Here is a 24,135-nt window from a genome sequence, read left to right on the forward strand (position 1 = left end):
CTGATCTAGTTATTTACGCTTATGGTGAAGATGATTCTGTTACCCTGCCTGATTATTTCAACAATTCTTATAGCAGAGCATTTAATTTTGTATTTGATGACCAAACCATTAGCCTTGAAGAAATCAAGAGTAACTACACCTTTACCATCACCGGGGATGATGATGATAACGTTATCGTCGGCTGGCATAGTAAAGATATTTTAAGTGGTGGAGCCGGTAATGACACCTTATCAGGTGGCGATGGTGATGACATTCTCAATGGCGATGATGGCGATGATATTCTCAATGGTGAAGATGGCAATGATATTCTTAATGGTGGTGCCGGTAACGATACCTTAAATGGCGGAAACGGCTACGATATCTTAATTGGCGGTACCGGTAATGATACCCTCAAAGGTGGTGACTGGCACAAAGATCGCTATGAGTTTGAAGCAGGGCATGGACAAGATGTGATTTACGATAAAGAATATCCCGGCTATACGAATCATTACAATGATGTTGTCTTTAAAGGTGCTAATCTGGCTGATGCTCAGTTTACCCGTTCCGGTACTGATCTAGTTATTTACGCTTATGGTGAAGATGATTCTGTTACCCTGCCTGATTACTTCAACTACAAAAATGAGTTCAGCAGAGCATTTAACTTTATTTTTGACGATAAAACATTAAATGTTGATGATATTGCAGCGATGTCCTTTACTTTAGGTGGCACATCAGGAGATGATGTACTGAGAGGCTGGAATTCTCACGATATTATTGCTGGGGGACCAGGTAATGACAAACTATATGGAGGAGATGGCATAGACAATCTCTTTGGAGGCGCTGGTAATGATGAACTGTATGGAGAAAATGGCAATGACTATTTAAGTGGCGGTAACGGGGATGATTTTCTAGATGGTGGTAATGGTGACGATATCCTTAATGGTGGAACCGGTAATGATACCCTGATTGGTGGTGCCGGCTACGATGTTTTGATTGGCGGTACCGGTAATGATACTCTCAAGGGCGGTGACTGGGAGAAAGACCGCTACGAATTTGCAGCAGGCCATGGACAGGATGTGATCTATGATCAAGGAGACGCAGGCTATCAGAATCAGCGCAATGATATTATTTTCAAAGGTGCCAATTTTACTGATGCTCTCTTCCATCGTTCTGGCAACAATTTAGTTATTAAAGCTTATAGCAACTCAGATTCTGTGACTTTGTCTGGCTATTTTAATAATGGTTACAGCCGTGCATTCAATTTTATTTTTGAAGACCAAACTATTGGAGCACAGGATATAAATAGCAAAATTACAGTTACACTGAACGGTGATGATAACGATAATAAAATTACTGGCCATTGGGGAAACGATCTTATTAATGGAGGTAAAGGAAATGACATTTTATCTGGTGGAGATGGTAATGACATACTAAATGGTGATGATGGCAATGACGAACTTTTTGGCAATGATGGACATGATACTCTCATTGGTGGCACCGGCAATGATTATCTGGAAGGTGGTCAGGGTAATGATACCTATATTTTTGCCAAAGGACATGGACAGGATATCATTTATGATTGTCAGGGTGAAGATACCATCCAGTTTACCGATGTTGATTTCGAAGAAGTTAAATTCCGCAGGAACAACAATGATTTAATCATTTATGGCTATAACGATAATGATTCTGTTACGGTGAGATTTTTCTTCCAAAATAATACCTATACAATAGAAAACTTCGTTTTTAAAGATAAAACCGTTACTCTGGCTCAGTTGCGTAAGGATGGTATGCAGCTATATGGTACCAGTGGCAACGACTCCATTTCCCTAACTAATGGCCGCGCTTTTGTTTATGGCGGAGATGGTAACGACAAAATTATTACAGGAGGATACAATGACGTTCTGGATGGCGGTGCCGGTAATGATGAACTTTTTGGTAATAATGGACATGATACTCTGATTGGTGGCACCGGCAATGATTATCTGGAAGGTGGTCAGGGTAATGATACCTATATTTTTGCCAAAGGACATGGACAGGATATCATTTATGATTGTCAGGGTGAAGATACCATCCAGTTTACCGATGTTGATTTCGAAGAAGTTAAATTCCGCAGGAACAACAATGATTTAATCATTTATGGCTATAACGATAATGATTCTGTTACGGTGAGATTTTTCTTCCAAAATAATACCTATACAATAGAAAACTTCGTTTTTAAAGATAAAACCGTTACTCTGGCTCAGTTGCGTAAGGATGGTATGCAGCTATATGGTACCAGTGGCAACGACTCCATTTCCCTAACTAATGGCCGCGCTTTTGTTTATGGCGGAGATGGTAACGACAAAATTATTACAGGAGGATACAATGACGTTCTGGATGGCGGTGCCGGTAATGATGAACTTTTTGGTAATAATGGACATGATACTCTGATTGGTGGCACCGGCAATGATTATCTGGAAGGTGGTCAGGGTAATGATACCTATATTTTTGCCAAAGGACATGGACAGGATATCATTTATGATTGTCAGGGTGAAGATACCATCCAGTTTACCGATGTTGATTTCGAAGAAGTTAAATTCCGCAGGAACAACAATGATTTAATCATTTATGGCTATAACGATAATGATTCTGTTACGGTGAGATTTTTCTTCCAAAATAATACCTATACAATAGAAAACTTCGTTTTTAAAGATAAAACCGTTACTCTGGCTCAGTTGCGTAAGGATGGTATGCAGCTATATGGTACCAGTGGCAACGACTCCATTTCCCTAACTAATGGCCGCGCTTTTGTTTATGGCGGAGATGGTAACGACAAAATTATTACAGGAGGATACAATGACGTTCTGGATGGCGGTGCCGGTAATGATGAACTTTTTGGTAATAATGGACATGATACTCTGATTGGTGGCACCGGCAATGATTATCTGGAAGGTGGTCAGGGTAATGATACCTATATTTTTGCCAAAGGACATGGACAGGATATCATTTATGATTGTCAGGGTGAAGATACCATCCAGTTTACCGATGTTGATTTCGAAGAAGTTAAATTCCGCAGGAACAACAATGATTTAATCATTTATGGCTATAACGATAATGATTCTGTTACGGTGAGATTTTTCTTCCAAAATAATACCTATACAATAGAAAACTTCGTTTTTAAAGATAAAACCGTTACTCTGGCTCAGTTGCGTAAGGATGGTATGCAGCTATATGGTACCAGTGGCAACGACTCCATTTCCCTAACTAATGGCCGCGCTTTTGTTTATGGCGGAGATGGTAACGACAAAATTATTACAGGAGGATACAATGACGTTCTGGATGGCGGTGCCGGTAATGATGAACTTTTTGGTAATAATGGACATGATACTCTGATTGGTGGCACCGGCAATGATTATCTGGAAGGTGGTCAGGGTAATGATACCTATATTTTTGCCAAAGGACATGGACAGGATATCATTTATGATTGTCAGGGTGAAGATACCATCCAGTTTACCGATGTTGATTTCGAAGAAGTTAAATTCCGCAGGAACAACAATGATTTAATCATTTATGGCTATAACGATAATGATTCTGTTACGGTGAGATTTTTCTTCCAAAATAATACCTATACAATAGAAAACTTCGTTTTTAAAGATAAAACCGTTACTCTGGCTCAGTTGCGCAAGATTATCATTACATAATGTGAAGTCAATTTGTAACTTAGTAAATCAAATATTACTTCTACTTAAAAAGGAATCCATTTTGTGGATTCCTTTTTTTATGATTAATTAATACTGGGTTCAATATATTTTACTGGCGTTATAAAGCTATTACTTGAAATTAAAACCATCAAAAGCATTGAAAGATATAAAAAACTGACTTTGTAATGATACAAAGTCAGTTTTAGAAACGTACACAGTTTTAATATCTGTGTTTCGATATCCGGTTTGTTACAGCTGCATACCAGTTAACTGAGCAGTATCCTGTGCAATCATCAGCTCTTCATTGGTTGGAATAACCATAACAGCAGCTTTACTGTCTTTGGTGCTAATCACACCCGGCGTGCCGAAGCAGGCTACTTTGTTGGCATCGTGGTCAATAATCATGCCAAATACATTCAGGTAATTCACAACTTTTTCACGTAGCATTGTAGAGTTTTCACCGATACCGCCGGTGAACACCAGCGCATCCAGACTACCACAGGCAACCATCATGCCACCTACGTATTTAGCCAAACGGTAAGCGAATACCTCCAGAGCAAGTATTGCACCTTTATGCCCATTGGCGGCAGCCTCTTCCAGCGTACGGCAGTCGTTGGAAAGATCAGACAGCCCTAACAATCCGCTTTCTTTATTCAGCATTTCAGTAATCTGTTCAATGCTCATTTTGGCATTCGAAGCAAGGAAAGAGAAAATACTTGGATCGATGTCACCACAGCGCGTACCCATTACCAGACCTTCCAGAGGCGTCAGCCCCATACTGGTATCCTGTGAGCAGCCATTTTTAACAGCAGTGATGGATGCGCCATTACCCAAATGAGCAATAACCATGCTCATATCATTAATATCGCGCTGCAAAAATGCCGCGGTTTCCTGTGCTACAAAGCGATAGCTGGTGCCATGCGCACCATAGCGGCGTACACCATAGCGGGTATACAAAGCTGACGGAATGGCATATTGATAAGCATGTGGAGGCATGGTTTGATGGAAAGCGGTATCAAACACGGCTACCTGTGGCAATTCAGGGAATGCCTGTTGTGCAGCTCGGATGCCCAGAATATGAGCTGGGTTATGCAGCGGTGCCAATACAATGCATGCCTCAATGTCACGCATTACTTCAGGTGTAATTACAGTAGACTGGGTAAAACGCTCACCACCATGTACTACGCGATGACCAATGGCTTTTACTCGATCATATAAACCCAGCTCTTTTAACTGTCCCAGTAAGGCCATTACGGCTGCAACATGATCATGACCGTCAGTTAAAGTATGTTTATGTTTTTCACCATTTATCTTAAAGGTAATGAAAGCATCAGTATTGCCTACTTTTTCAGCCAGACAGCTCATTAAAACTTCTTTTTTGGCTACATCCATTACTGCAGCCTTTACGGAAGAACTGCCACAATTAAGTACCAATACTAAATCTTGCTCACTCATGTTGTTGTCCTGTTTTTGCGATTACTTAGTCATAAAAAAGAATGGTTAATTCTTTTAATTAGCGGGCAAACAGCGTTCGTGCACCTGTAAAACGCTGGCTAAAATAGGGTTGATCCAGTCTGGCTGTACGAATCACACCATTACTAGAAGGAGCATGGATAAATTCACCGTTACCTATATACAACCCTATATGTGAATAGATCTGTCCCGAGGTGTTGAAAAATACCAAATCCCCAACCTGCAAGTCACGCATGCGGATTGGGGTGGAAACAGCAGCTATATCACGTGCGGTACGAGGAAGGTTAACCTGTAATGCCTGCTGATAAACATATTGTACCATACCGCTGCAATCAAATCCGTTATCACGAGTACTGCCACCATAACGGTAAGGTCTGCCAATCAGACTCATACTTTGCAGCAGCAATTCCTGACTTCCCTGCTGATGACTAACTTTGGTAATCCTGATTGGAGTTAGATGGTATTGCTTATCTAACTGAACCTTTTTTTGATTACCCGTGCCACAAGCTGACAGAAATAAAACCAGCGCACCCAGAACAACACGTCGCTGCGCATTACATGTAACCATTTAATTATTTACCCTGTTGTGATTACCTGATTCATGCTCACTGTGTGAATATAACATGGGTTGGCAATTATTTCTCTAAGCACTAAGGTTAATCTTCCAATCCTTACATTACCTAACCTTGTCGTACAAATCCTACAAACCAGCAACAAAGCCAAATCGAGAGTCATTAAGTAGCTTTGATTATCTTGACAGCAGCTTTGAGCAAGAATAGAGTAGATACACTAATTTATAAAGAGCCAGCTGAATCAGGCACGATTTTAAATGGCTTGCAGCAGTAATTACAGGCTTGACACTTAAGTGGCACTATCAAAGTGTGCTGCTTATTGACATCAAAGACAGGAAGCAATATGCAGCAATTTGCACCACTGATTATCCGCAATCATCACCTGATACCGATTGTTCAGGGTGGTATGGGCGTAGGCGTGTCTGCGTCTAGTTTAGCCAGTGCAGTAGCTCGTGAAAATGGCGTGGGTACAATTGCCAGTGTAGACTTACGTCATCTGCATCCCGATTTACTGAAGCAATCTCTGGAAAATCCAACGCAGGAAAAATATGACACTTTAAACCGGATTGCCCTTGATCGTGAAATTAAATCTGCATTAACTCAATCCCAGGGGCATGGCATGATTGCAGTTAATGTGATGAAAGCAGTCAAAGATCATCCGGCCATGGTACGGCAAGCCTGTGAATCAGGAGCACATGCAATTGTAATGGGTGCAGGTTTGCCCTTGGACTTACCCGACATGACAGAAAATTTTCCTGATGTTGCCTTAATGCCAATTTTATCTGAATCGCGAGGGATAGCCATCGTACTGAAACGCTGGATGAAAAAAAACCGCCTGCCCGATGCAATTGTAATAGAACATCCTGCTCATGCAGCTGGCCATCTGGGGGCGGCCACCGTTGCCGGCGTAAATGATGAACGTTTTGAATTTAAACGTGTACTCACAGAAACTTTTGAGCTGTTTAAAAAACTTGAGCTGGAACGGGAGAAAATTCCATTAATTGTGGCTGGCGGCATGGCTAACTTCCAGAAAATCACTACTGCCCTAAAGGAATGGGGTGCTGCCGCCGTGCAGATTGGTACAGCATTTGCAGTTACTCAGGAAGGTGATGCACATATTAATTTCAAAAAAACTCTGGCTGGTGCAGAGGGTGAACAAATTGTGGAATTTATGTCTGTCGCCGGTTTGCCAGCACGTGGGGTTAAAACTAAATTTCTTGACAGTTATCTGAAACGCGAAAGCATATTACAGGCCAATGCCAAAGCTGACCCGCGTCGCTGCACTCAGGGGATTAATTGTTTATCAGTATGCGGCCTGCGTGACGGGCTGGAGAAAGTCGGCCAGTTCTGTATTGACCTGAAACTTGCTGCTGCATGGCGGGGCGAAACTGATAAAGGCTTATTCTTCCGTGGAAAAGACCCTCTGCCGTTCGGTAGTGCTATGCGCACGGTAAAAGAAACCATTGACTACTTACTGACTGGAAACAAACAAGCGGAGCAGAAGTCTGCTTAAGCCCATTTTCAGTATGCCAAGCCACTGCAATGTGGCTTTTTATTATTTGTTACACTATTTTGTATCATTCAGGATGCTAATAAACCGTATATTGCTTTACAAATAACCATTACCTACTGCCGTGATAATTTGATTGATGGTAGTATCATAGCATTTACAATTATTTGTATTTATCATCATGAACCCGAAACTGGAATTATTACAGCCCTATCCTTTCGCCCGCTTGCGTAAATTAATGGACGGCCTTGAACCACCGGCAAATCTGCAACCAATCTCATTACACATTGGTGAACCAAAACACCCCACACCAACCATACTCACCGATACCCTGATTCAGCATCTGAATGGGCTTGCTGTTTATCCGATTACAGCTGGTATTACCGAACTGCGTCAGGCCTGTGCCCAATGGTTGCAACACCGGTATGCAGGATTAAATGTCAATCCAGATACTGAAGTGCTACCCATTTTAGGTAGTCGTGAAGCTCTGTTTGCGTTTACCCAGACCATTATTGATACCAGCTGCCAATTTCAGCCAGTAGTTATCAGTCCCAATCCGTTTTATCAAATTTATGAAGGCGCAGCAGTACTAGCTGGCGCACGCGTCGAATATGTTAATTGCCGGGCACCGCATTTTATGCCGCAGTGGCAGGAAATCGATAGCAATACATGGTCTAAAGTACAGCTGGTATTTGTATGTTCTCCGGGTAATCCAAGCGGTGCAGTAATGAATCTGGAGCAATGGCAGAAATTATTTACCTTGCAGGATGAATATGGGTTTGTAATTGCATCGGATGAATGCTATTCAGAAATCTACTTTGATGATGACAACAAACCTTTAGGCGCATTACAGGCAGCCACACAACTGGGGCGAACATTTGACCGCCTGATTATGTTTACCAGTTTATCCAAACGCTCCAATGCGCCCGGCTTACGCTCCGGCTTTGTCGCAGGTGATAGTAAACTTCTGGCCAATTTCCTGCTTTATCGTACCTATCATGGCAGTGCCATGAGCCTGCCAGTACAATATGCCAGTATTGCAGCCTGGAACGATGAAGAACATGTTATTGCCAATCGTAATCTTTATCGGGAAAAATTCGAGAAAGTTATTCCAATATTACAACGGAAATTTGCCATACAGAAACCAGATGCGTCATTCTATCTGTGGTTATCAGTCCCCGATGGTGATGACTTAGCCTTTACTAAAAAGTTATGGCAAAAAGCAGCCATCCGAGTACTACCGGGACGATATCTTGCCCGCAACACCCCATACGGCAATGCCGGTGCCGGTTATGTCCGCATTGCGCTAGTATCCAGTGTTGAAGAATGCGTAGAAGCGGCCGAACGCATAATTAATTTATCTTTATAACAGCGCTTTTTCATACAGTAAGGCAGGCTACAGAAAACCAGAATTATCTGTTAACTCCTCAGATAATTCTGGTTATAACTGATCCAAGATTCATTACAATTTATTCAATATTCTGCACCTGCTCGCGCATCTGCTCAATCAGCACTTTAAGACCAACAGAAGCCTGAGTGCATTCAATAGCAATGGCTTTGCTACCCAGAGTATTGGCTTCTCGGTTCAGCTCCTGCATCAGAAAATCCAGACGTTTGCCCACACTGCCACGGTGTTCCTCTATCAGACGTCGTGCCTCAGCAATATGAGTAGTTAAACGATTCAGCTCCTCATCAACATCCGCTTTCTGCATAAACAAAACAAATTCCTGTTTCAGCCGTTCTGCATCTACCTGTGCTACTGCTTCACGCAAGCGGGTTTCAGCTTTGTTCATATAATCCTGTAATAGCTGAGGAAACAGCTGCTGCATCGCAGCCACAATATCACTCATATCATCGAGCCGGCTCAGCAGGTGCTGCTGGAGTTTTTCGCCCTCCCGCGCCCGGGCGGTCTTAAATTCGGTTAACACCTGCTTCAATAACGTCAACACGCCATTGAGCAGTACCTCTTCATCTTCCGTCGTGGCGACAATTACGCCGGGAAAATGCAGAATATCTGCAACCGTCAACTTACCCAAATCTTTATACTGACGACGTATCTGTTGATTAAATACCGCCAATTGCTTTACCAATTTATGATCAATAGGTAAATCCTCGGTATTTTGGCTGGGTAGCTGCTTAATTTGTACGCGGCACTCCAGTTTGCCCCTTGCTACTTGCGCATTGATTAATTCGCGCATCTGCCCCTCAAACCGGCGTAATTCTTCAACAACTTTAAACTGAATATCCAGATAGCGATGATTAACTGCCCTAAGCTCAATATTGATCTGGCGATTGCCAAACTGTCCTGAAGCATTTGCGTAGCCAGTCATACTGTATAACATAATATTTTCCTTAAATTGTTTTTTACTGCCTGGTTACATTCAAACTGGCAATTAAATCAAGTATAACCAAAACCTCTTCATCTACAAAAGGCTTAATTGGTATGAATAGCAGTACACTAGCTATATAATTCTTTATTCATTACTTAATTAAAGCTGCCTGTATGAAAAATATACCTATACCTGATCGCACTGATCGTGCTGATAATGAACCACGTGAGCTTAGTATTACCCCTAACGTTCTGGCACATGCAGATGGTTCCGTACTGATTTGTTGTGGTCAGACTAAAGTAATTTGCACTGCCACCATCGACGAAAATGTTCCGGCTTTTCTCAAAAATCAAGGGCGTGGCTGGGTGACTGCAGAATACGGAATGCTGCCAGCTTCAGCCAACGGACGTATGCGCCGCGAAGCCGCAGCCGGAAAACAAACTGGTCGCACGCAGGAAATTCAGCGCCTGATAGGTCGTTCCTTACGCGCAGTTGTGGATATGGAAAAGCTGGGCAGTCGCCAGATACTGATTGATTGCGATGTCATTCAGGCTGATGGTGGTACACGTACAGCCAGCATCAGCGGAGCCTTTGTTGCCCTGTCACTGGCTGTTAACCAACTGCTTGCCCGTGGCGTAATCAGTGAAAATCCGATACGTGAAGCCGTGGCTGCTATTTCAGTTGGCATACTTAATGGCAGACTGCTACTTGATCTCGATTATCCAGAAGATTCAGCCTGTGATGCCGATATCAACGTAGTCATGACTGCTTCACAGCAACTGATTGAAATTCAGGGTACTGCTGAAGGTGCTACATTCAGTATCCAGCAATTAAATGAATTAATCAGTCTGGCACAAAAAGGAATTGAGCAGATTCTTGCTGTTCAGCAACAAGCACTAGCGAGCAATTAATACATATAAATACAATTACCTATTGTTCTGAACTTCGAGATTATTGAAAACAAGCTACTTGAATCTGACAAAATACTAATTCAGCAGCTTGTTTTTGCATGATAAAAATGCTAAAAAGAATGTCCTGACAGGATAATTAAGCAGGCAGTGTTAACACAGTCTCTCCTTTTTTGACATTAAAATAACTCAGAAAGCAAGCAGTATTATGGCGTTGATCGTACAGAAATACGGCGGTACCTCAGTAGGAACGGTAGAGCGTATAAAAAATGTAGCACGTCGGGTAGCACAGGCAAAAGCCAACGGTGACGATGTTGTCGTAGTTGTATCTGCCATGAGTGGGGAAACCAACCGGCTGGTCGCACTGGCGCATGAAATTCAGGAAAAGCCCAGTCCTCGTGAAATGGATGTTGTGTTATCAACCGGCGAACAGGTTACAATCGGCCTGCTGGCCATGGCACTGCATAGCATTGGCGTAGACGCCAAAAGTTATACCGGCTGGCAGGTAGCAATTAAAACCGATTGCGCCCATACCAAAGCACGGATTGATAAAATTGATGAAATACGTATCCGCACTGATCTGGATGCAGGCAAAGTAGTCATCATTGCCGGTTTTCAGGGCATCAATGCCAATAATGATATTACAACTCTCGGCCGAGGCGGTTCAGACACATCAGCAGTTGCTCTGGCAGCGGCACTGAAAGCCGATGAGTGCCAGATTTATACTGATGTAGATGGCGTTTATACTACTGATCCGCGTGTTGTACCTGAAGCGCGGCGCCTTAGCACCATTTCATTCGAAGAAATGCTCGAGCTGGCCAGCTTAGGCAGTAAGGTATTGCAAATCCGTTCGGTAGAATTTGCCGGTAAATACAAAGTGCGACTGCGCGTTTTAAGCAGCCTTGAAAACAGTGGTAAAGGCACATTAATTACGTTTGAAGAGGATCAAAATATGATGGAACATGCGGCAGTATCCGGTATTGCTTTTGATAAAAATCAGGCACGAATTAATGTACGTGGTGTACCGGATACACCGGGAATAGCATCTCTGATACTCGGTGCAGTAGCCGATGCCAATATTGAAGTAGACATGATCATTCAGAATTTCGGTTCAGCTGGTACCACTGATTTTTCTTTTACCGTACCACGTAGCGATTATCAAAATACATTGGATATTCTGCACAAAGCTCAGGAAAAAATCGGCGCACATGAAATTTGTGGCGATGACACCGTGTGTAAAGTATCTATAGTTGGCATGGGTATGCGTTCCCACGTGGGCATAGCTTCTACTATGTTCCGCACACTGGCTAAAGAAAATATCAATATCCAAATGATTTCAACTTCCGAAATCAAAGTTTCCGTATTAATTGATGAAAAATATTTGGAGCTGGCTACCCGAGTACTCCACCAAATATTCGAGCTGGATAAAGAACCAGAGAAAAGAAGCTAAGAATCCCTTTCTAATTCTTGTAAAGTTTAATACAGGTCGGCTGAGTCTCATCAGCCGACCTTTAATTATTGTACAATGGCAGCTATTTGCTTAATTAGTGCTGCATTCATGTCTCATACACCCAAACGCGAATACGAAAACAACAAGCTGATCAAACGACTCCGTCATCAGGTTGGTGCTGCAATTAACGACTTCCAGATGATTACCGAGGGCGACAAAATCATGGTTTGTCTCTCTGGCGGCAAAGATAGCTATGCATTACTGGATATTATGCTGAGGCTACAGAAATCCGCTCCGGTACAATTCGAAATTCTGGCCGTTAATCTTGATCAGAAACAACCCGGCTTTCCGGCTCATATATTGCCTGACTATCTACATAGTCTGGGCGTACCTTTTCAAATCATCGAAGAAGATACCTATAGCGTAGTCAAACGTGTTATAAATGAAGGTAAAACCACCTGTGGCCTGTGCAGCCGCTTGCGCCGTGGCATCCTGTATCGCGTAGCCAAAGAAAATGGCTGCACCAAAATAGCTTTGGGTCACCATCGCGATGATATTCTGGAAACTCTGTTTCTGAATATGTTCTACGGAGGAAAGCTCAAAGCGATGCCGCCAAAACTGTTATCTGACAATGGTGAACACATCATTATCAGACCATTAGCCTATGTTAAGGAAAAAGACCTGATTCGCTATGCACAAATGCAGGAATTTCCAATTATTCCATGCAATTTGTGTGGTTCACAGCCCAACTTGCAACGACAAGTAATCAAGGACATGCTGCAACAATGGGATAAACAGTTTCCGGGGCGCATTGAATCCATGTTTTCAGCCCTGCAAAACGTTGTACCCTCCCATTTGGCGGACTACAGATTATTTAACTTCACCAGCCTGCAACAAGGGCAAAAATTGCCACACGGTGGCGATATTGCCTTTGACCGCGAAAATTTTCCCTCCACAGCAACACTGGTACAGACCAGTGAAATCAAACAGCCTGTACAAACAGACAAACCCATTATTAACATCTTAGATTCCCGTCATTAAGCCAACCTATGAATGAAGCAAGAAAAAAATTAACGCCCGCAAAAGCCATGGTAGCCGCAATCAGTGGCTACGCAATGGATGGTTTTGACCTACTGATACTCGGCTTTATGCTCAGTGCCATCAGCAACGACCTTGGACTGAATACCTCACAGGCCGGTTCACTGGTAACATGGACCCTTATCGGTTCCGTTATCGGTGGCATCGTATTTGGCCACCTGAGCGACCGCTTCGGGCGGGTACGTATGTTATCGCTCACCATTCTTATGTTTGCCGTATTTACCGGCTTGTGTGCTATTGCACAGGGTTATTACGACCTGCTAATTTACCGTGCACTTGCTGGTATGGGATTGGGCGGTGAATTTGGCATCGGCATGGCCATGATTGCTGAAGTATGGCCTGCTGCAAAACGCAACCGTGCCTCGGCTTATGTCGGCATTGGCTGGCAATTAGGCGTACTTGCTGCTGCATTTATCACCCCATTTCTGCTCAATATTATCGGCTGGCGTGGCATGTTTCTCGTGGGATTATTTCCTGCTGTCGCGTCTTATTTTATTCGTCATGATACCAGCGAACCAGAACAGTTTACCCGCGAACACAAAGCCAAAGGCGAACTGTCATTTACAGCACGATTGGGCTTACTGGTTAAAGACTGGCAAACAGCCAAAACCAGTCTGGGTATTTTTATCCTGTGCGCAGTACAAAACTTTGGTTACTATGGATTAATGATCTGGATGCCCAGCTATCTGGCCAGTAAACTGGGCTTTAGTCTTACCGCTTCCGGTAACTGGACAGCAGTCACCGTAATTGGCATGATTATCGGTATCTGGCTGTTCGGTTTTCTGGCCGACCACTTTGCCCGCTGGAAAATCTTCCTGATTTACCAGATTGGTTCCTTTATCATGGTGGCACAATATGCCCAGTTACAGAACCCTACCGCATTACTTATCTGTGGTGCCATTATGGGTCTATTTGTCAACGGCATGATTGGCGGCTATGGTGCACTGATATCTGATAACTTTCCACCACATGTCCGCGCCACTGCACAGAATGTACTATTCAATCTCGGTCGTGGAGTAGGCGGTTTCGGGCCACTGGTTATCGGTTTTTTTGTCAAAGAATGGTCATTCTATGCAGCCTTGTGTCTGCTGGCATCTATCTACCTGTTAGACATCATTGCAACCTTATGGCTACTACCCAGACATAACACCACCCCATCCAAAGATGACAACCTTGGCGTAATCGGCTAATTAATTAACTCATCAGTACAGAGTTACTATACCCTGTACTGATTATTACCATCAACACATCAGGCAAAACCATGACAACATTTACCAAAGTTATTTTATATACCGATAGCGATGGCTATGCCCGCTTCAAAGAAGAAAAAATCGAATTAAACCACGGCAATGAAAAAAGCCAATTATCACCGTGGTTAAATGCACAAAGTTTACAATTACGTCACAGCCCAGTTGGATTTACAAGCGATTTCCACTGTACCGACAAGCCACAATGGCTGTTTGTACTACAGGGAATCATGGAAATCGGCCTGCGAGATGGAAGCACCCGCCGTTTTGGCCCAGGTGAGCATTTTTATTCTGCTGATACCTTACCCGCCGGCACTACCTTTGATCCGCACATTCACGGACACTGTAGTCGCCTAATTGGCAACGATCCTCTGATTACCGCCTTTGTCCGCAACTAACCGAATCAACAAAATTTACAAAGGAAAATATACAATGTCAAAATCCATGCTGTTCAGCCTGCCCAATGCTGAAGGTGGCAACTTCAACATCGCCGAACACCTGCCAGCTGTGGTTTATTTTTATCCGAAAGACAATACTCCCGGTTGCACGACTGAGGCACAGGAGTTCAGTGCACTACTGCCACAATTTACCCAAATGGGTTATCACGTTATCGGCATTTCTCGAGATACAGAAAAAAGCCATCATAATTTCATCTGCAAATACGGACTCAACATTACCCTGTTGTCAGACTGTGAAGAAACAGTGTGCCACCAGTTTGACGTCCTCAAAGAAAAAAACATGTATGGCAAAAAAGTATTCGGTATTGAAAGAAGCACATTTATCCTGAATCAGGATGGCAATATTATCCATGAATGGCGCAAAGTTAAAGCCGCCGGACACGCCCAGACCGTTTTAGATACCCTGCAACAGCATGCCTAGCTATTCCTACCCTGCGCCCTGCTGTCCATTAATTCTAGATTTTAGCCAGCAGCAACAACTACAGGCAATCCACTGGCAAACAGCCACGTCGCCAACCTTACCCAGACTGACAGGATATTGGGCTCAACAGCTTGATGCCTATTTCTCTGGCAAGCTGCAAACATTTAACTATCCCCCCTCATCTGCTGGTACAGAATTCCAGCAACGAGTGTGGCAGGCAATTGCCAATATTCCCTACGGACAGGTAGCCACCTACGGCGATATTGCCCGCATACTGGGAAGTGCTGCCAGAGCAGTTGGACAGGCCTGTGGCAAAAATCCCCTGCCAATCGTTATTCCCTGCCATCGAATAGTATCCGCCAATGGTCTGGGTGGTTTCAGCCTGAGTAATAATCCTTTCGAACTCAATATCAAACGCTGGCTACTTACCCATGAGGGAGCAACATGGTAAACGAACCATTACCAGCAGAACTGCTCGAACCAATTGAATCACTGCTTGAGCACCTATGGCTAAGTGAACAACTGGCATTCAACACACTGGAGGGTTACCGGCGCGACCTGAGCAAAATTGCCCACCGTTTACAACTTCAGCAACTGAACTGGTTCAACGTAGATTCCTTATCACTGGCTGCTGCGGTATTTATCGATAGTGAAAAACCATCATCACAGGCACGAGCTCTATCCGCATGTAAACGTTTATTTAGCTGGATGCAGGAATACAACCGGCGTCAGGATTTACCTACCGAGCAGCTACAAATGCCCAAAAAAGGCCAGCATCTGCCCGATATCATTTCCGAAAGCCAAATAGACGCCCTTCTGACTGCCCCAGACACCGATACAGCACATGGTCTGCGCGATAAAGCCCTACTGGAACTAATGTACGCTACCGGCTTACGCGTCAGTGAAGCGGTTAACTTACACATTAACGAAATTGATTTACATAATGGCGTACTTAGTACCATCGGTAAAGGAAACAAGCAGCGTATGGTACCAATGGGAGAAGAAGCCACAGACTGGCTACAAAATTACTTTACTCATGCCCGCCCTGCTTTACTTAAAGGCAGAGCGTGTGATGCAGTATTTGTCAGCCAGAAAAAAACCGCCATTACACGCCAGCTGGCATGGATGATCGTCACCAAATATGCCAGTGCAGCAGGTATTCATCATCTCAGCCCCCACGGTTTGCGCCATGCATTTGCCACCCATCTCGTTAACCATGGTGCTGATTTACGGGTAGTGCAGCTATTACTGGGACATGCCGATATAGGAACTACCCAGATCTATACCCATGTAGCCAATGAGCGTTTGAAACAACTAGTACAGCAGCATCATCCGCGCGGATAAACCATATCAAAACACAACGCACAATAAACAAACGTATCACAATAATAATTAAGCGATCATCCTACTGAAACAAAATACATCCACAATAGGCGCTCATAGACATAATACCTTGACCTCAGTAATCACATAGCTGACAGCCACCATTCTGCAATAAAAGTTTACTTAGATTATATCTAGCTTAATAAATTCAATTATCAGCTTATCAACATCAACTTATTATTAATATTAAACAATTTAACAAAACAACAGCAACAACATACCAAAATTTCTCATCTAGTCATCCCAATTACAATATTCAGACTAAGCATAAAAAACAAACGAAAGCAAAATATAAAAAAGCCAGTAATGCAAAGCATACTGGCCAAAAGTTATTCAAATCAAAAAATAATTTTATTTGATTATCAGTACAGACCTAAACGAGAACCAATATTAACTGAATTCTGCGGCGTAGGTTGCATAGTAAATTTTGGACTTCCTGTGTATTCATACTGAATTTTATAATCAATATTTATCGGTCCTTTCAGTTCTTTCATTTCATCCAGCGGTAACGCCGTCTGAGAACGCATACCTATCACTCGGCCTTTAGAATCAAAATAGAAATTATAGATAATTGGTATCGATTTATTCTTCATTTGTGCCATATAATAACCGAAAGGCGTATTCGCTGTTTCAACATCACCTGAATAGACTGATACCAAACCGTCAACAATATTTTGTAGAACTGCATAATCCTGTGGCTGATACTTACTATCCGAACCAGCCTTGGCAGCAGCCTGCTTCAAAGCCTGAGAAACACTTTGCAACATAGCAACATCATATTTCATACTCATTGCATAAGTTGAATTAATTCTAACCTGAGATTTTGCTTCCAGACTTTTGCCAAATTCGTCCACATCCACCTTGCTAAATGCGCTGGACTCAATAGCAGTATAACCATCATCAATAGCCTTAGGTAGACTCTTTAACAAGTCAGCAACAGGTAAATGCTGTACTCTGTCCTGCGGCAAAGCCAGTTGCACATATCGGTCACCTATTACCCACTGAGGATTATTTTCCCCATTCATCATATCTGATATATTAGTGAATGCAGAAGCATCCACATACATAGATAAATTATTAAAGTCTAAATAGAGAGGAAATTTATAAGAAATCAGTGCATTTTTGTTCTCATAACGAAATTCTGGAATAACTTCCACGAGACCCTTTTTAAAATCCACCGCACCTGTAACCGGAATCGACACTGATTTGCTAATCAGTCTCACCATCTTGTTAACAGATTCCATTTGCCGTTTTTCATAAACAGATAGTTCTTCTGCCAGTTTTTGCTCGTCTTGATCGTCACTTGATAAAAGCTCCGCGGAAGCACCACTTGCCTGCTGTACAATCACATCAGACACTTCAGAACCCTTATCCGCAGTATTTATACCTGCCTGATCTCCTAATTCCAATTTAAGAGTACTGGTAAAATTGAACTGATTATCCTCTTTCATCATGCGTTGCATACCAGCACGCACCATCTTATCAGGAGCTTCTTCTGTCTTATTCCCACATGCCGATACCAGTCCCGCAACAGTCAACGCCAAAATCAACTTTGTAATTTGCAATCGCATAACAACCCTTTTAAAATCAGATATATACTAAGATTAATTTAAATAAGTTAATAATTGTAAATGATTCTACAACAAATAACCAGCATATTGTGCATTTTATTTAATATCAACTGCGATTATTACAACACCATTTAAATAGTATTTAAATTTCAATGAAATAATTTTAGGTATTTTATACAATCGAAAATAACTCATTGTAAAAAAATTGTTATTTCCTCCACCAAAAGTGCTTATTAATAAGAGAAACCTGTAACTAACACAAACTTAAGCCTAATCTTAAAATTTAGATTATTACCAGTATGACATCATTCATAACAACCTAGAATCCCATTACAGAATTCAAACATTACCCTAAAATTTGCATTTCTAAAAAACTTAACCATATTATCAAACAAATAAAACCTCTTTTTGGCATATAAATCCATCAAAACTGATTAGCATCACCAAGCGCAAAACGTAGAAACCACATATCAGCACCAGTGTTTTACCTAATAATCATACTTTATTTACATATAAAAACTGCTACCCAGTAAGAGTTAAAGTACCCTCAAGATAACTTACCCGGATCTAATTCATTTGGAATCAAATAACTAACTATTACACCTACCTCAACAGCTGATATAGCTTTGTTTTATCCCCCACAGACAACAAATTTTGCTCGGGAATTGCCTTATAAATAAATTGCAGCAGTATTTAAACAACCTTGCAAAATTAAAAGAAGCGGAACCGAAGAACCAAGCATATTTGCATCCCGTATTACCGTCTACTCAACATCAACAATAGATATTCATTAAGCATAAACATAAATAACAGCATCACAACAATAAAATATACTAAAATCAAAGCTAGGTAACATTTAACTACCCATATCTTCTACTTTACCTTATCATCATAATTTTTAAAAATAACAATATACTTATCTAATCAATTATTACATAACAACATTACAAATTACTGCAATCAATAAACATAAAATCTCTATCTTATCCATTAAACATATTAATCTAAATCAATGCATACTTGTATTTCATAAATATCAGTATCATTTATCTGCAAAAAAATTATTTCCAATTAACATTTATACTACTTATTCTTAGCTTAATCCAAATAAAATTTATACAGACAATAAATCACATACCTTATCATCTTCCTTTAAAGATAAAACGGTTAAAACAAACATTATCAAAGAACATTCAAACAAAATAAAAAATCAGGTAGAAAATAACCTACCTGATTTTCAAACGAACTACTTAAAACAGCCAGTATAATAAAATTTAAACAGATTGCAAATACTCACGCCAGCGTGCTACCTGCGCACGTACCTGTGCAGGTGCTGTACCACCAACATGATTACGCGCATTAAGACTACCCTCAGGTGAAAGAACCTGATATACATCCTCATCTATCAAACTGGAAAAAGATTGCAGCACATCCAACGATAACTCACTTAATTCCTGCTGCTGCTCTTCCGCCAGCCGTACTGCACGTGCAACTACCTCATGACTATCGCGAAACGGTAAGCCCTTTTTCACCAGATAATCAGCCAAATCAGTTGCTGTCGCAAAGCCCTGTAACACAGCAGCACGCATATTCTCAGGTTTCACACTAACACCTCGCATCATATCTGCATAAATACGTAAAGTATCCACCAGAGTATCTACCGTATCGAAAAGTGGCTCCTTGTCTTCCTGATTATCTTTATTGTAGGCCAGTGGTTGTGATTTCATCAAAGTAATCAATCCCATCAGATGCCCCACCACACGGGCACTTTTACCGCGTACCAACTCCGGCACATCTGGATTTTTCTTCTGCGGCATAATACTAGAACCCGTGCAGAAACGGTCAGCAATATCAATAAAACCGAAGCGCGGACTCATCCAGTAAATCAGCTCCTCACTCAAACGTGACAAATGCATCATCAGAATCGACGCAGCAGCAGTAAACTCAATAGCAAAATCACGATCAGATACCGCATCCAGAGAATTCTGGCAAATTGCTTCAAAACCAAGTAATTGCGCAGTAACTTCACGCTTAATCGGAAAAGTAGTACCAGCAAGTGCAGCAGCACCTAATGGCATCCGGTTAACCCGATGGCGACAATCAAGCATACGCTCACCATCACGCCCCAGCATTTCAACATACGCTAGCATATGGTGACCAAAACTCACAGGCTGAGCTACCTGCATATGTGTAAAACCCGGCATCACCACTTCTGCATTTTTATCAGCCAAATCAACCAGTGCAGACTGCAAATCCCTAATTAAAACCACAACACGATCAATTTCTTCACGCAGCCATAACCGAATATCAGTAGCCACCTGATCATTACGGCTGCGCCCCGTGTGTAAACGCTTACCAGCATCGCCCACCTTCTGGGTTAGCAAACGTTCCACATTCATATGCACATCTTCCAGATCAACTGACCATTCAACTTTGCCGGCAGCTATTTCCTGCAAAATTTCCTGCATACCAGCCTTAATTGCAGACAAATCCTCTACACTCAACACACCAGCCTGTTGCAGCATCTGTGCATGTGCCAGTGAACCTTGAATATCACATTGAGCCAGCCGCTGATCAAATGTAATCGATGCAGTATACTGCTTAACCAGCTCACTTACCGGCTCATGAAAACGGCCTGACCAGACTTTTTCATCCATACTACCTCTCCACTATACTAAGACCAAACAACATCCAAAGAAAATTGCCGACAGCGCATTACCTCCATCCGCATCACATTAACTTTATCGATAATACTACTGCAGTGCCCATACAAAAAAGATTGATTACAGAACGCCACGGGCGCGATCATCATGAAAGTGAGCTTGAAATTCACTGAATTTACCAGCCTCAATGGCCGAGCGCATTTCCGCAGTCAGTATCTGATAATAACGCAAATTATGGATAGTATTTAACTGAGCGCCCAGAATCTCACCTACACGCTGTAAATGATGCAGATAAGCACGGCTGAAATTACGGCAGGTATAGCAGTCACAACTTTCATCCAATGGGCGCTGGTCATGGCGATACATCGCATTTCGGATTTTCACATCACCAAAACGCGTAAATAGCCAGCCATTACGTGCATTACGGGTTGGCATTACACAATCAAACATATCAATGCCATAAGCTACCCCATATACCAAATCCTCAGGTGTACCGACACCCATCAGATAATGTGGCTTATGTGCCGGAAGTTTAGGGCCAATAGCCCGTAAAATACGGTACATCTCCGGTTTCGGTTCACCAACAGACAAACCACCCACAGACAAGCCCGGAAAACCGATTTTCTCCAGACCAGCCAGTGATTGCTCACGCAAATCCTCATACATGCCCCCCTGAACAATACCAAATAAAGCGTTTGGATTATTCAGGCGTTCAAATTCATTTTTACTGCGCTCTGCCCAGCGCAAACTCATTTGTAAAGACTTCTCAGCCTCTCTCGCATCCACATTGCCATCTGGGCATTCATCCAGCTGCATCACAATATCTGAATTTAACACCGTTTGAATCTGCATGGAAATTTCAGGCGACAAAAACAGCTTATCTCCGTTAATCGGACTGCGGAAAGTACAGCCCTCTTCCGTTAATTTACGCATCTGTGCCAAAGAAAACACCTGAAAACCGCCGGAGTCAGTCAGCATCGGCCGGTTCCAGCCAATAAAATCGTGCAACCCGCCAAAATCTCGAATAACATCCAGCCCCGGCCGCAACCACAAATGGAAAGTATTACCCAGAATAATCTGTGCCTTGATTTCCTCCAGATTACGTGGCGACATGGCCTTTACTGAACCATATGTCCCAACCGGCATAAATACTGGTGTTTCCACCGTACCATGATTCAACTCCAGAGTACCACGACGCGCAAAACCATCAGTGCGCTGTAAAGTAAATTTCAGCATATAACCAATTTAATGACAACAATTATGACAGAACATCCCATTATAGCCGAAACCAACACATTTCGCCGCGTAAGCATTGCCAAGCAAAATTCAAATCGTTAAAATAAATTCCTTAACTGAAGCGGACGTTCACCAGCAACAGACGCTTTTACCTAATCCCTTTAATTTATAAATCTAATCAAAAGCAGCCATCTGATTTTCTCACTTGTAGCAAGCGAGCCTGGTCTGTTATTTGTGGAGTATGCATGTTAAACATTACCCTGCCAGACGGTTCCGTCCGTCAGTTTGAAGCGCCATTAAGCATAGCAGACATTGCCGCTTCCATAGGTGCAGGCTTAGCCAAAGCCGCAATTGCCGGCAAAATTAACGGCAAGCTGGTAGACACATGTGATCAGGTAGCAGAAGATGCTCAAGTCAGCATCATAACCGCCAAAGATAAAGAAGGTGTCGAAATCATTCGCCACTCTTGCGCACATCTGGTCGGCCATGCTGTAAAACAACTGTATCCTGAGGCTAAAATGGTTATCGGGCCAGTAATTGAAGATGGCTTTTATTACGACATCTGGTACGAGCGGCCATTTACCCCCGAAGATATTGCAGCTATTGAAGCACGCATGAAAGAACTGATTGCACAGAATTACGATGTAATCAAAAAAGTTACACCACGAAATGAAGTCATCAATGTATTCAAACAGCGCCAAGAAGACTACAAACTGCGCCTGATTGAAGACATGCCAGATGAAAAAGCAATGGGTCTTTATTACCATCAGGAATATGTAGACATGTGTCGGGGGCCACATGTCCCTAACACCCGTTTCCTGAAAAACTTTAAGTTAACCAAACTATCCGGCGCTTACTGGCGCGGAGATGCCAAAAACGAACAACTGCAACGCATTTATGGCACAGCCTGGGCGAGCAAAGAAGATCTGAACGCATACATTCAGCGTATTGAAGAAGCAGAAAAGCGCGATCACCGCAAACTGGCCAAACAGATGGATTTATTCCACTTGCAGGATGAAGCACCGGGTATGGTATTTTGGCATCCCAAAGGCTGGTCTCTATGGCAGATTATTGAACAGCATCTGCGCCGCGAACTTGCCGCTGCCGGCTATCAGGAAATCAAAACACCAATGATTATGGATCGCAGCCTGTGGGAAAAATCCGGTCACTGGGATAACTACAAAGAAAACATGTTCATTACCGAATCGGAAAAACGTGTTTATGCAGTTAAACCCATGAACTGCCCCGGCCATATCCAGATTTTCAATCAAGGCCTGCGCTCATATCGCGATTTACCATTGCGTCTGGCTGAATTTGGTTCCTGTCATCGTAACGAACCTTCTGGAGCCTTACACGGCCTGATGCGTGTACGTGGCTTTACACAGGATGATGCGCATATTTTCTGTACAGAAGACCAGATTGTCAGCGAAGCCAAAGCATTTAACGAACTGGTAATGCGCATTTACCGCCAGTTTGAATTTAACGACGTAGCCGTCAAATTATCCCTGCGCCCAGAAAAACGCGCTGGATCTGATGCCATCTGGGACAAAGCCGAGCAAGGATTGCGTGAGGCACTGACAGCCTGTGGTGTTACCTGGGAAGAATTACCCGGTGAAGGTGCTTTTTATGGCCCCAAAGTAGAATACCATATTAAAGACGCATTAGGCCGCTCGTGGCAATGTGGCACAATTCAGCTAGATTTTGTGCTGCCAGAGCGCTTGGGAGCTGAATATGTGACCGAAGAAAATGGCCGTGCCCGCCCGGTAATGCTCCACCGTGCCATTCTGGGTTCACTTGAACGCTTTATCGGCATCCTGATTGAACACCATGCCGGCGCATTTCCATTATGGCTGGCGCCAGTACAGATGGTAATTATGAATATTACCGAAGCACAGACCGAATACTGTCAACAACTTGCCACGCATTTAAGCGCAGAAGGCTTCCGGGTGCATTTAGACTTGCGTAATGAGAAAATTGGATACAAAATCCGAGATAACAGTACGCAACGCCTACCCTATCAACTGGTTATAGGCGAGAAGGAAAAACAGGACAACAAGGTTACCGTACGCAAACGCGGCGGCGAAGACCTGGGTCAGATGGATATTGAAACATTTATTACCCAACTGAAACAGGAAATCTTGTCTCTTCATTAAACG

At 42.7% G+C, this 24,135-nt stretch carries 18 protein-coding genes; 12 read left to right on the plus strand and 6 right to left on the minus strand.

What is annotated here, in order from left to right; genetic code table 11:
- A partial coding sequence (locus tag J6578_RS01610; protein WP_502957983.1) for a calcium-binding protein occupies window positions 1–3,659 on the plus strand: 3,659 nt, incomplete at its 5' end.
- 249 nt (window positions 3,660–3,908) lie between these two features.
- Here J6578_RS01610 and J6578_RS01615 read toward each other — a convergent pair.
- Both J6578_RS01615 and J6578_RS01620 read right to left on the minus strand, forming a co-directional pair.
- Window positions 3,909–5,114 carry an acetate kinase gene (locus tag J6578_RS01615; RefSeq protein WP_287953749.1) on the minus strand — a complete coding sequence of 402 codons (1,206 nt, stop codon included), beginning with the start codon at window positions 5,112–5,114 and terminating at the stop codon, window positions 3,909–3,911.
- A 58-nt stretch (window positions 5,115–5,172) separates the two neighbouring features.
- Window positions 5,173–5,700, minus strand: a complete 528-nt coding sequence (locus J6578_RS01620; RefSeq protein ID WP_287953750.1) for a C40 family peptidase — start codon at window positions 5,698–5,700, stop codon at window positions 5,173–5,175.
- 347 nt (window positions 5,701–6,047) lie between these two features.
- Between J6578_RS01620 and J6578_RS01625 the strand changes: the two genes are divergently transcribed.
- Window positions 6,048–7,217, plus strand: coding sequence for an NAD(P)H-dependent flavin oxidoreductase (locus J6578_RS01625; protein ID WP_287953751.1), 1,170 nt, complete (start codon window positions 6,048–6,050; stop codon window positions 7,215–7,217).
- Window positions 7,218–7,395: 178 nt separating this feature from the next.
- Window positions 7,396–8,583 carry a succinyldiaminopimelate transaminase gene (dapC, locus tag J6578_RS01630; protein WP_239427819.1) on the plus strand — a complete coding sequence of 396 codons (1,188 nt, stop codon included), beginning with the start codon at window positions 7,396–7,398 and terminating at the stop codon, window positions 8,581–8,583.
- 100 nt (window positions 8,584–8,683) lie between these two features.
- Here the strand turns inward: dapC and J6578_RS01635 are convergent, their stop codons facing one another.
- Window positions 8,684–9,556: a YicC/YloC family endoribonuclease gene (locus tag J6578_RS01635; RefSeq protein ID WP_037405851.1), complete on the minus strand. Its 873-nt coding sequence runs from the start codon at window positions 9,554–9,556 to the stop codon at window positions 8,684–8,686.
- Between the two features lie 161 nt (window positions 9,557–9,717).
- Between J6578_RS01635 and rph the strand changes: the two genes are divergently transcribed.
- From rph to xerD, 8 genes are all read left to right on the plus strand, one after another.
- The gene (gene rph / locus J6578_RS01640; protein WP_287953752.1) at window positions 9,718–10,455 is read left to right on the plus strand and encodes a ribonuclease PH; all 738 of its coding nucleotides are present in this window, start codon (window positions 9,718–9,720) and stop codon (window positions 10,453–10,455) included.
- Window positions 10,456–10,660: 205 nt separating this feature from the next.
- The gene (locus tag J6578_RS01645) at window positions 10,661–11,902 is read left to right on the plus strand and encodes an aspartate kinase (protein ID WP_100150831.1); all 1,242 of its coding nucleotides are present in this window, start codon (window positions 10,661–10,663) and stop codon (window positions 11,900–11,902) included.
- A gap of 108 nt (window positions 11,903–12,010) precedes the next feature.
- Window positions 12,011–12,943 carry a tRNA 2-thiocytidine(32) synthetase TtcA gene (gene ttcA, locus J6578_RS01650; RefSeq protein WP_287953753.1) on the plus strand — a complete coding sequence of 311 codons (933 nt, stop codon included), beginning with the start codon at window positions 12,011–12,013 and terminating at the stop codon, window positions 12,941–12,943.
- A gap of 8 nt (window positions 12,944–12,951) precedes the next feature.
- Window positions 12,952–14,190 (plus strand): MFS transporter, encoded by a 1,239-nt coding sequence (locus J6578_RS01655; protein WP_037405858.1) that lies wholly within the window; start codon window positions 12,952–12,954, stop codon window positions 14,188–14,190.
- Between the two features lie 71 nt (window positions 14,191–14,261).
- Complete coding sequence (locus tag J6578_RS01660; RefSeq protein WP_093093533.1) at window positions 14,262–14,645, plus strand: cupin domain-containing protein; 384 nt, start codon at window positions 14,262–14,264, stop codon at window positions 14,643–14,645.
- A gap of 34 nt (window positions 14,646–14,679) precedes the next feature.
- Window positions 14,680–15,126 carry a peroxiredoxin gene (locus J6578_RS01665; protein WP_093093535.1) on the plus strand — a complete coding sequence of 149 codons (447 nt, stop codon included), beginning with the start codon at window positions 14,680–14,682 and terminating at the stop codon, window positions 15,124–15,126.
- Window positions 15,119–15,577, plus strand: a complete 459-nt coding sequence (locus J6578_RS01670; protein WP_100139069.1) for a methylated-DNA--[protein]-cysteine S-methyltransferase — start codon at window positions 15,119–15,121, stop codon at window positions 15,575–15,577. Before J6578_RS01665 ends, J6578_RS01670 begins: the two co-directional genes overlap by 8 nt.
- A complete protein-coding gene (xerD, locus tag J6578_RS01675; protein WP_037490478.1) occupies window positions 15,571–16,470 on the plus strand; it encodes a site-specific tyrosine recombinase XerD in 900 nt (299 codons plus the stop codon). Before J6578_RS01670 ends, xerD begins: the two co-directional genes overlap by 7 nt.
- 401 nt (window positions 16,471–16,871) lie before the next feature.
- Here xerD and J6578_RS01680 read toward each other — a convergent pair whose 3' ends face one another.
- The 3 genes from J6578_RS01680 to tgt form a co-directional block, all read right to left on the minus strand.
- The gene (locus J6578_RS01680; RefSeq protein WP_093093541.1) at window positions 16,872–18,080 is read right to left on the minus strand and encodes a hypothetical protein; all 1,209 of its coding nucleotides are present in this window, start codon (window positions 18,078–18,080) and stop codon (window positions 16,872–16,874) included.
- 1,274 nt (window positions 18,081–19,354) lie between these two features.
- The gene (gene argH, locus J6578_RS01685; protein WP_287953754.1) at window positions 19,355–20,737 is read right to left on the minus strand and encodes an argininosuccinate lyase; all 1,383 of its coding nucleotides are present in this window, start codon (window positions 20,735–20,737) and stop codon (window positions 19,355–19,357) included.
- A gap of 126 nt (window positions 20,738–20,863) precedes the next feature.
- Window positions 20,864–21,979: a tRNA guanosine(34) transglycosylase Tgt gene (gene tgt / locus J6578_RS01690; RefSeq protein WP_093093546.1), complete on the minus strand. Its 1,116-nt coding sequence runs from the start codon at window positions 21,977–21,979 to the stop codon at window positions 20,864–20,866.
- Window positions 21,980–22,224: 245 nt separating this feature from the next.
- Between tgt and thrS the strand changes: the two genes are divergently transcribed.
- Entirely contained in the window at window positions 22,225–24,132 is a 1,908-nt protein-coding gene (gene thrS / locus J6578_RS01695) for a threonine--tRNA ligase (RefSeq protein ID WP_037405870.1), read from the plus strand.
- Window positions 24,133–24,135: the final 3 nt, after the last annotated feature.

Source organism: Snodgrassella sp. (genome assembly GCF_024103505.1).
In the GTDB taxonomy this organism is placed as follows: Bacteria; Pseudomonadota; Gammaproteobacteria; order Burkholderiales; family Neisseriaceae; genus Snodgrassella; species Snodgrassella communis.

Coding starts and splice junctions, on each gene's coding strand:
- J6578_RS01615 (WP_287953749.1), bottom strand. CDS start 5,114: ATGAGTGAGCAAGATTTAGTATTGGTACTTAATTGTGGCAGTTCTTCC.
- J6578_RS01620 (WP_287953750.1), bottom strand. CDS start 5,700: ATGGTTACATGTAATGCGCAGCGACGTGTTGTTCTGGGTGCGCTGGTT.
- J6578_RS01625 (WP_287953751.1), top strand. CDS start 6,048: ATGCAGCAATTTGCACCACTGATTATCCGCAATCATCACCTGATACCG.
- dapC (WP_239427819.1), top strand. CDS start 7,396: ATGAACCCGAAACTGGAATTATTACAGCCCTATCCTTTCGCCCGCTTG.
- J6578_RS01635 (WP_037405851.1), bottom strand. CDS start 9,556: ATGTTATACAGTATGACTGGCTACGCAAATGCTTCAGGACAGTTTGGC.
- rph (WP_287953752.1), top strand. CDS start 9,718: ATGAAAAATATACCTATACCTGATCGCACTGATCGTGCTGATAATGAA.
- J6578_RS01645 (WP_100150831.1), top strand. CDS start 10,661: ATGGCGTTGATCGTACAGAAATACGGCGGTACCTCAGTAGGAACGGTA.
- ttcA (WP_287953753.1), top strand. CDS start 12,011: ATGTCTCATACACCCAAACGCGAATACGAAAACAACAAGCTGATCAAA.
- J6578_RS01655 (WP_037405858.1), top strand. CDS start 12,952: ATGAATGAAGCAAGAAAAAAATTAACGCCCGCAAAAGCCATGGTAGCC.
- J6578_RS01660 (WP_093093533.1), top strand. CDS start 14,262: ATGACAACATTTACCAAAGTTATTTTATATACCGATAGCGATGGCTAT.
- J6578_RS01665 (WP_093093535.1), top strand. CDS start 14,680: ATGTCAAAATCCATGCTGTTCAGCCTGCCCAATGCTGAAGGTGGCAAC.
- J6578_RS01670 (WP_100139069.1), top strand. CDS start 15,119: ATGCCTAGCTATTCCTACCCTGCGCCCTGCTGTCCATTAATTCTAGAT.
- xerD (WP_037490478.1), top strand. CDS start 15,571: ATGGTAAACGAACCATTACCAGCAGAACTGCTCGAACCAATTGAATCA.
- J6578_RS01680 (WP_093093541.1), bottom strand. CDS start 18,080: ATGCGATTGCAAATTACAAAGTTGATTTTGGCGTTGACTGTTGCGGGA.
- argH (WP_287953754.1), bottom strand. CDS start 20,737: ATGGATGAAAAAGTCTGGTCAGGCCGTTTTCATGAGCCGGTAAGTGAG.
- tgt (WP_093093546.1), bottom strand. CDS start 21,979: ATGCTGAAATTTACTTTACAGCGCACTGATGGTTTTGCGCGTCGTGGT.
- thrS (WP_037405870.1), top strand. CDS start 22,225: ATGTTAAACATTACCCTGCCAGACGGTTCCGTCCGTCAGTTTGAAGCG.